The sequence below is a fragment of the Gilliamella sp. B3817 genome (assembly GCF_026536705.1).
Classification (GTDB): domain Bacteria; phylum Pseudomonadota; class Gammaproteobacteria; order Enterobacterales; family Orbaceae; genus Gilliamella; species Gilliamella apicola_I.
In genome coordinates, this window is record NZ_JAFNNV010000018.1 from 1 (window position 1) to 6,229 (window position 6,229).

General features: G+C 36.0%; 5 protein-coding genes. All 5 read right to left on the minus strand.

What is annotated here, in order from left to right; all coding sequences use genetic code 11:
* Nucleotides 1–325: 325 nt before the first annotated feature.
* Nucleotides 326–1,198 (minus strand): DUF6708 domain-containing protein, encoded by an 873-nt coding sequence (locus J3U36_RS11260; protein ID WP_267385920.1) that lies wholly within the window; start codon nucleotides 1,196–1,198, stop codon nucleotides 326–328.
* Nucleotides 1,199–1,254: 56 nt separating this feature from the next.
* On the minus strand, nucleotides 1,255–2,073 hold the full coding sequence (locus J3U36_RS11265) for a DUF6708 domain-containing protein (RefSeq protein ID WP_267385921.1): 819 nt from the start codon (nucleotides 2,071–2,073) through the stop codon (nucleotides 1,255–1,257).
* Nucleotides 2,074–2,170: 97 nt separating this feature from the next.
* On the minus strand, nucleotides 2,171–3,040 hold the full coding sequence (locus J3U36_RS11270) for a DUF6708 domain-containing protein (RefSeq protein WP_267385922.1): 870 nt from the start codon (nucleotides 3,038–3,040) through the stop codon (nucleotides 2,171–2,173).
* A gap of 57 nt (nucleotides 3,041–3,097) precedes the next feature.
* Nucleotides 3,098–3,973 (minus strand): DUF6708 domain-containing protein, encoded by an 876-nt coding sequence (locus J3U36_RS11275; RefSeq protein ID WP_267385923.1) that lies wholly within the window; start codon nucleotides 3,971–3,973, stop codon nucleotides 3,098–3,100.
* 10 nt (nucleotides 3,974–3,983) lie between these two features.
* On the minus strand, nucleotides 3,984–6,229 hold a 2,246-nt coding region (locus tag J3U36_RS11280), incomplete at its 5' end, for a hypothetical protein (RefSeq protein ID WP_267385924.1).

Consider the following 6,229-nt stretch of genomic DNA (forward strand, 5'->3'; position numbering starts at 1 on the left):
TCAAGTTGATAAATTTGTCTAAATGAGCTTTCATGACTATTTCCATTCATACTTTTTATTATGCAAATTGTACTATCTAAACTTTCATTATCGGTACAAAGCTTTTCTTATTATTTTAAAATAAAATTAACATTTATTTAACTATATTTTTTAAATAACTTAGATTAATAATCAGTTTAATGATTAAAATAGCGTTTTTTTTGATTGTATTTACAATACCATTACCTATAATCCAATCGTTAAATTGTACAATTTGAAGAAAAAGCCCGATTTACTCCTGCTATCCTGATTGTTTTGCTTTCCGTTTTTTAAGCTAATGTTAGGATTATTCGACCGGATACACGGTTTTTGTGAGTTCATACTCTTGTTCTATCTGGGCTAGCTCTTCTTTTGAGCCCGCTTTCGATGCCTTGTCTAACCCTTCAATTTGTTTCGAGGTGATTTTTAACTTCGGTTTGACTTGCATAAAGGTTTTGGCATCCCAAGGTTTATAATCAACGTATTCTAAGCCAGCTTGGTCTAAGGGTTTATTGATGTCCGATCCCATAAAATGACAGATCCAATGCCAATCCATCGTAAAACAATCCGTTTCACGGATATAAATATATTCAATCACTTTATAACTTTTGGGCTCACAAGCAGCCCCAACTAACGTATAACTTTCAAAGCTACCACCTTTTACATTGACCACTGTCGAACCTAGTAATACACCATGGAAGTTTTCCCAATCATAAACTTTTATATGAAATTTGTTTAAATCTTTAAAGGCTCTTCTGGGTGACCATGCTTTAAACATCCATTTCATTGCCACCGCTTCGTAAAGGTAAACCTTGCCTGTTTTTCGATTAAAACGAATTGGATTACTTACGGGGGCATAGTGACCAAAAAGAAGATTGAAAAGAATAAAATAAACAACCAGACCTCCCACTATAGATATAACAAACGACATTATAATCACCCATAAATCAATACTATTTTGATTTAATAAATAAAAAAATAACCAAATAAACGAAATTTCTGCACTACCAAATAAAAAAAATCCAAAATAGGGTCCGATAATTTTTCGTTTACGATAGATTTCAAGGTAATTATCCGTTGCACATGCAATATAATTAGCACGACGTTTAATCCCTGGCCCACCGCCTTTAGATAAATCACTTTTCCAACAACCAATTGGTGGTTTATAACATGATGGCATTTTTTACTCCTGCTATCCTGATTGTTTTGCTTTCCGTTTTTTAACTAACGTGAAGATTATTCAACCGGATACACGGTTTTTGTTAGTTCATACTCTTGTTCTATTTGAGCTAGCTCTTCTTTTGAGCCCGCTTTCGATGCTTTGTCCAATCCTTCAATTTGTTTCGAGGTGATTTTTAACTGCGGTTTGACTTGCATAAAGGTTTTGGCATCCCAAGGTTTATAATCAACGTATTCTAAGCCTGCTTGGTCTATGGGGTTATCGATGTCCGATCCCATAAAATGACAGATCCAATCCCAGTCCTCCGCAAAACAATTTGTTTTTCGAATATAAATATATTCAATCAATTTATAGCTATTAGGCTCACAAACAGCCCCAATTAAAGCATAATCTTCAAAGCTACCGCCTTTTACATTGACCACTGTCGAACCTTGTAATACGCCATAAAAGTTTTCCCAATCATAAACTTTTATATGAAATTTGTTTAAATCTTTAAAGGCTCTTCTCGGTGGCCATGCTTTAAACATCCATTTCATTGCCACCGCTTCGTAAAGGTAAACTTTGCCTGTTTTTCGATTAAAACGAATTGGATTACTTACGGGGGCATAGTGACCAAAAAGCAAATTAAAAAAAACTAAATAAAGAAACAAACCTAACCCAATAGATGAAACAAAAGCCACTGTAGCCGCAGCCAATACATCCAATGAATAAAAAAACATCCAAATAAGCAGAATTTCTACACTACCAAATAAAAAAAATCCAATATAAGGTCCGATAATTTTTCGTTTACGATAGATTTCAAGGTAATTATCCGTTGCACATGCAATATAATTAGCATGACGTTTAACCGGCCCCCCCCCCTTTAGATAAATCACTTTTCCAACAAACAATTTGTGGTTTGTAACGTGATGGCATTTTTTACTCCTGCTATCCTGATTGTTTTGCTTTCCGTTTTTTAAGCTAATGTTAGGATTATTCGACCGGATATACGGTTTTTGTTAGTTCATACTCTTGTTCTATCTGGGCTAGCTCTTCTTTTGAGCCCGCTTTCGATGCCTTGTCCAATCCTTCAATTTGTCTGGAGGTGATTTTTAGCTTCGGTTTGACTTGCATAAAGGTTTTGGCATCCCAAGGTTTATAATCAACGTATTCTAAACCTGCTTGGTCTATGGGGTTATCGATGTCCGATTCCATAAAATTACAGATCCAATCCCAGTCCTCCGCAAAACAATTTGTTTTTCGAATATAAATATATTCAATCAATTTATAGCTATTAGGCTCACAAACAGCCCCAATTAAAGCATAATCTTCAAAGCTACCGCCTTTTACATTGACCACTGTCGAACCTTGTAATACGCCATAAAAGTTTTCCCAATCATAAACTTTTATATGAAATTTGTTTAAATCTTTAAAGGCTCTTCTCGGTGGCCATGCTTTAAACATCCATTTCATTGCCACCGCTTCGTAAAGGTAAACCTTGCCTGTTTTTCGATTAAAACGAATTGGATTACTTACGGGGGCATAGTGACCAAAAAGAAGAGTGAAAAAAGTTAAATAAACAACCAGACCTCCTCCTAAAGATGCAATAAATGACAATATCACGGCAAGCCAAGGAATATTATTCTGATTTAAACAAACAAAAAAAGCCAAAATAACCGAAATTTCTCCACCTCCCAATAAAAAAAATCCAATATAAGGTCCGATAATTTTTCGTTTACGATAGATTTCAAGGTAATTATCCGTCGCACATGCAACATAATTAGCATGACGTTTAACCAACCCACCCCCTTTAGATAAATCACTTTTCCAACAAACAATTTGTGGTTTGTAACGTGATGGCATTTTTTACTCCTGCTATCCTGATTGTTTTGCTTTCCATTTTTTAAACTAATGTGAAGATTATTCGACCGGATACACGGTTTTTGTTAGTTCATACTCTTGTTCTATCTGGGCTAGCTCTTCTTTTGAGCCCGCTTTCGATGCTTTGTCTAACCCTTCAATTTGTCTCGAGGTGATTTTTAACTTCGGTTTGACTTGCATAAAGGTTTTGGCATCCCAAGGTTTATAATCAACGTATTCTAAACCTGCTTGGTCTAATGGTTTATCTGTGTTCCATTCCATAAAATGACAAATCCAATCCCAATCCTCCGCAAAACAATCTGTTTCACGGATATAAATATATTCAATCACTTTATAACTATTGGGCTCACAAGCAACCCCTGCTAAAGTATAACTTTCATAACTACCACCTTGCGGATTAACTACCGTATAACCTTGCAATACGGCATGAAAGTTTTCCCAATCATAAACTTTTATATGAAATTTATTTAAATATTTAAATTCTTTTAGCGGTGGCCATATTTTCATCGACATCCGTTCCATTGCCACCGCTTCGTAAAGATAAACTTTGCCTGTTTTACGATTAAAGCGAATAGGACTACTAGCCGGAGCACATTGATAAAAAAGAAAAGTGAAAGAAATTATATAAAGTGCCAGACCAAACACTATAGCTCCAACAAAAGACACCATCACGGCAATCCAAGGAATATTTTTTTGATTTAGACTAAAAAAAAATAACCAAATAAGCAAAAGTTCTCCACCTCCCACTAAAAAAAATGAGAAATAAGATCCTATAATTTTTCGTTTACGATAGATTTCAAGATAATTATCCGTCGCACATGCAATATAATTAGCACGACGCTTATTCCCCGGTCCGCCCCCTTTAGATAAATCGCTTTTCCATTTGGGGAGTGATGGTTTGTAACGTGATGGCATTTTTTACTCCTTAGAATGTTTTCATTTTCAAGTTGGCATGATTCCCTTCAAACTCATAAGATAGGTGTAAAGGCTGGGAATATTCGATTTTATCACCGTTAATCATATTGGGTTTTTGATAATTCAGCTCTACCGCATATATGACCTTTTCGATATATCTGGAATTGACTTCAGCCAATTTGTAATTTATCACCAGATTGGTTTGGGTACCTTCCACCACTTTCATTGTTTTATCGCTATTATCTATGTCTACCTCTTCGGATTGATATTTATAATATTTTCCTTTATCAAGCGGAAGCGCAACCAGTTGTCTCCCATTGTTCATATCCATCGTATTTTCAATAATCTTAGGTTCAAGTAGACACGTTTCGCTATTATGATTAAGCTCTAATTTCACTTTTTTAGTATCATCCGTCTTATCCTTTATGGTGAGAATAAATTGTAATTTATCATTTTGTTTATCAAAGCCGTGTATGGTCATACTAAGATAAAGTGGTGGATAGATATTACCGTTCAAAACATCTACTATGGTTGTTGCACTCCCTGAATACCCAAATTTTAGCTCGGGTGACATGCCCGAGGTTAAAAACGCAAAATCATTTAGTGCATTTTGCAATCCTTTGGGTGTCATTGGGTATCGACACTGATCAACCCCAAACCCACAACGCGCAAACCAACGCTCTAACTTGGTACGCTCAAATAAAGAAGCAATATAGATAATAATCATACCGGCAATAGCAACAGCAATACCAATTCCTGTGGCCATTCCTGCCAAAAAAGGTAAAGTGAAATATTTAAAAGTTATGAGCGCTCCAATAATCACAGTTATTCCACCAACTATATGAAAAGCTCCAGCTGCTATTTCCCCTTCCTTCAACGCTAAATTAAACCCTTTAAATATTTCCATCGCACCATCAACTATTGTTAAGACACCAAGTGCTTTACCGGCAATATTGACAAATTTATTGGTGATATTGAAAAAGTTTTTTATGCCGTTAGCTCTTTGCAAACTTTGTGTGATGAGTCGACTTTCGCCGTGCGGAAAACGGGTTAAAAAATTGCTGACCCTTAATGCTGTTTTACCGGTTGCCATTTTGATAATATGCCCCACCACTTCGGTCATCATGCCACACAGTGCAATGTAACCCGAACAGATATCATAAGTCAGAAAAGCTCGTGCTATTGGGTCGGTTTCGGATTGAAGTTGTTTTCGGTTCTCTTCTAATCCTTTCAGTGTGAACCCCAACATCACTACGTTTAAAAAACATTTGGCTAAACCATTCACTTTAATTTTTTGATTTTCTGTTGGAACATGGTTCAGTTTTTTATTTTTAACTTCTTTTAATGATGATTGTTGTAATTCATCCCCATTTGCCATTACCGAAATGTCAACATCCTTAGGAACTTTCGCGACAAATCGTCGAAATTTTTGGATAGGTAAAATATCTTCGTTTGCCAGCTTTTTAAAATCATCCAGTAAATTTTGCGGTACGCGTGCATTTTCTGTCACCATGCTCACATCAAGTGTCACGGTTTTTTGTTTTAACACATCGTATTCAGCCCGGGTAAAATTTCGGGACTTGCCATTCAAATCCATAATATAAAATTTTGAATTAGCCTTATTAAAATAAAGGTTATCGCCCGTTGCTGTTTTTAAGTTGGTTTTAAAATCAACCCCACCAGTGACCGATATTTTGCCAATTTTTTCAAAAACTTCGGCAATATGGGGTATGCGGATTTTTAACTTAACTTCGGTTACTTTTCCATCGGCTATTTTTGTCGCCAATTTTTTTAAACGATCGCTTATCACGGTTTCGTTCAGTAATACCCTGCTATTGCGGTATTCGGTGGCAATGCCTGAAATGACATCCGTTGGCAACGATAAAAGGTAATTACGAATAACATAAGCTAACATGATATCCCCGTCGCTGGCATCGATATCTGCCCCAAAAATGTTATTCATACTGTCAGCTAACACTTTATTAAAATCACCACCGGCTGATGCCGTACTGATTGAAGTGGATGTGGCGGAAGAACTATTATTTTCAGACGTGTCACTGTCGTTTTGACCAAATAAATCCTTATCGTCACCCGCCAGAACTTGATAGTAGTAGCTGTCCGGGTCTGAACAGAGTTCATCTTGTAAGGCTTTCACATCATCAGTCGGGGGAATATGACTGGATAACATTGTATGTGCATCATCCAGATAAAATTTATGAAAAGGTTTGAGTTGGTAGTTGAATTCAACTTCCCAAA

Coding starts and splice junctions, on each gene's coding strand:
- J3U36_RS11260 (WP_267385920.1), bottom strand. CDS start 1,198: ATGCCATCATGTTATAAACCACCAATTGGTTGTTGGAAAAGTGATTTA.
- J3U36_RS11270 (WP_267385922.1), bottom strand. CDS start 3,040: ATGCCATCACGTTACAAACCACAAATTGTTTGTTGGAAAAGTGATTTA.
- J3U36_RS11275 (WP_267385923.1), bottom strand. CDS start 3,973: ATGCCATCACGTTACAAACCATCACTCCCCAAATGGAAAAGCGATTTA.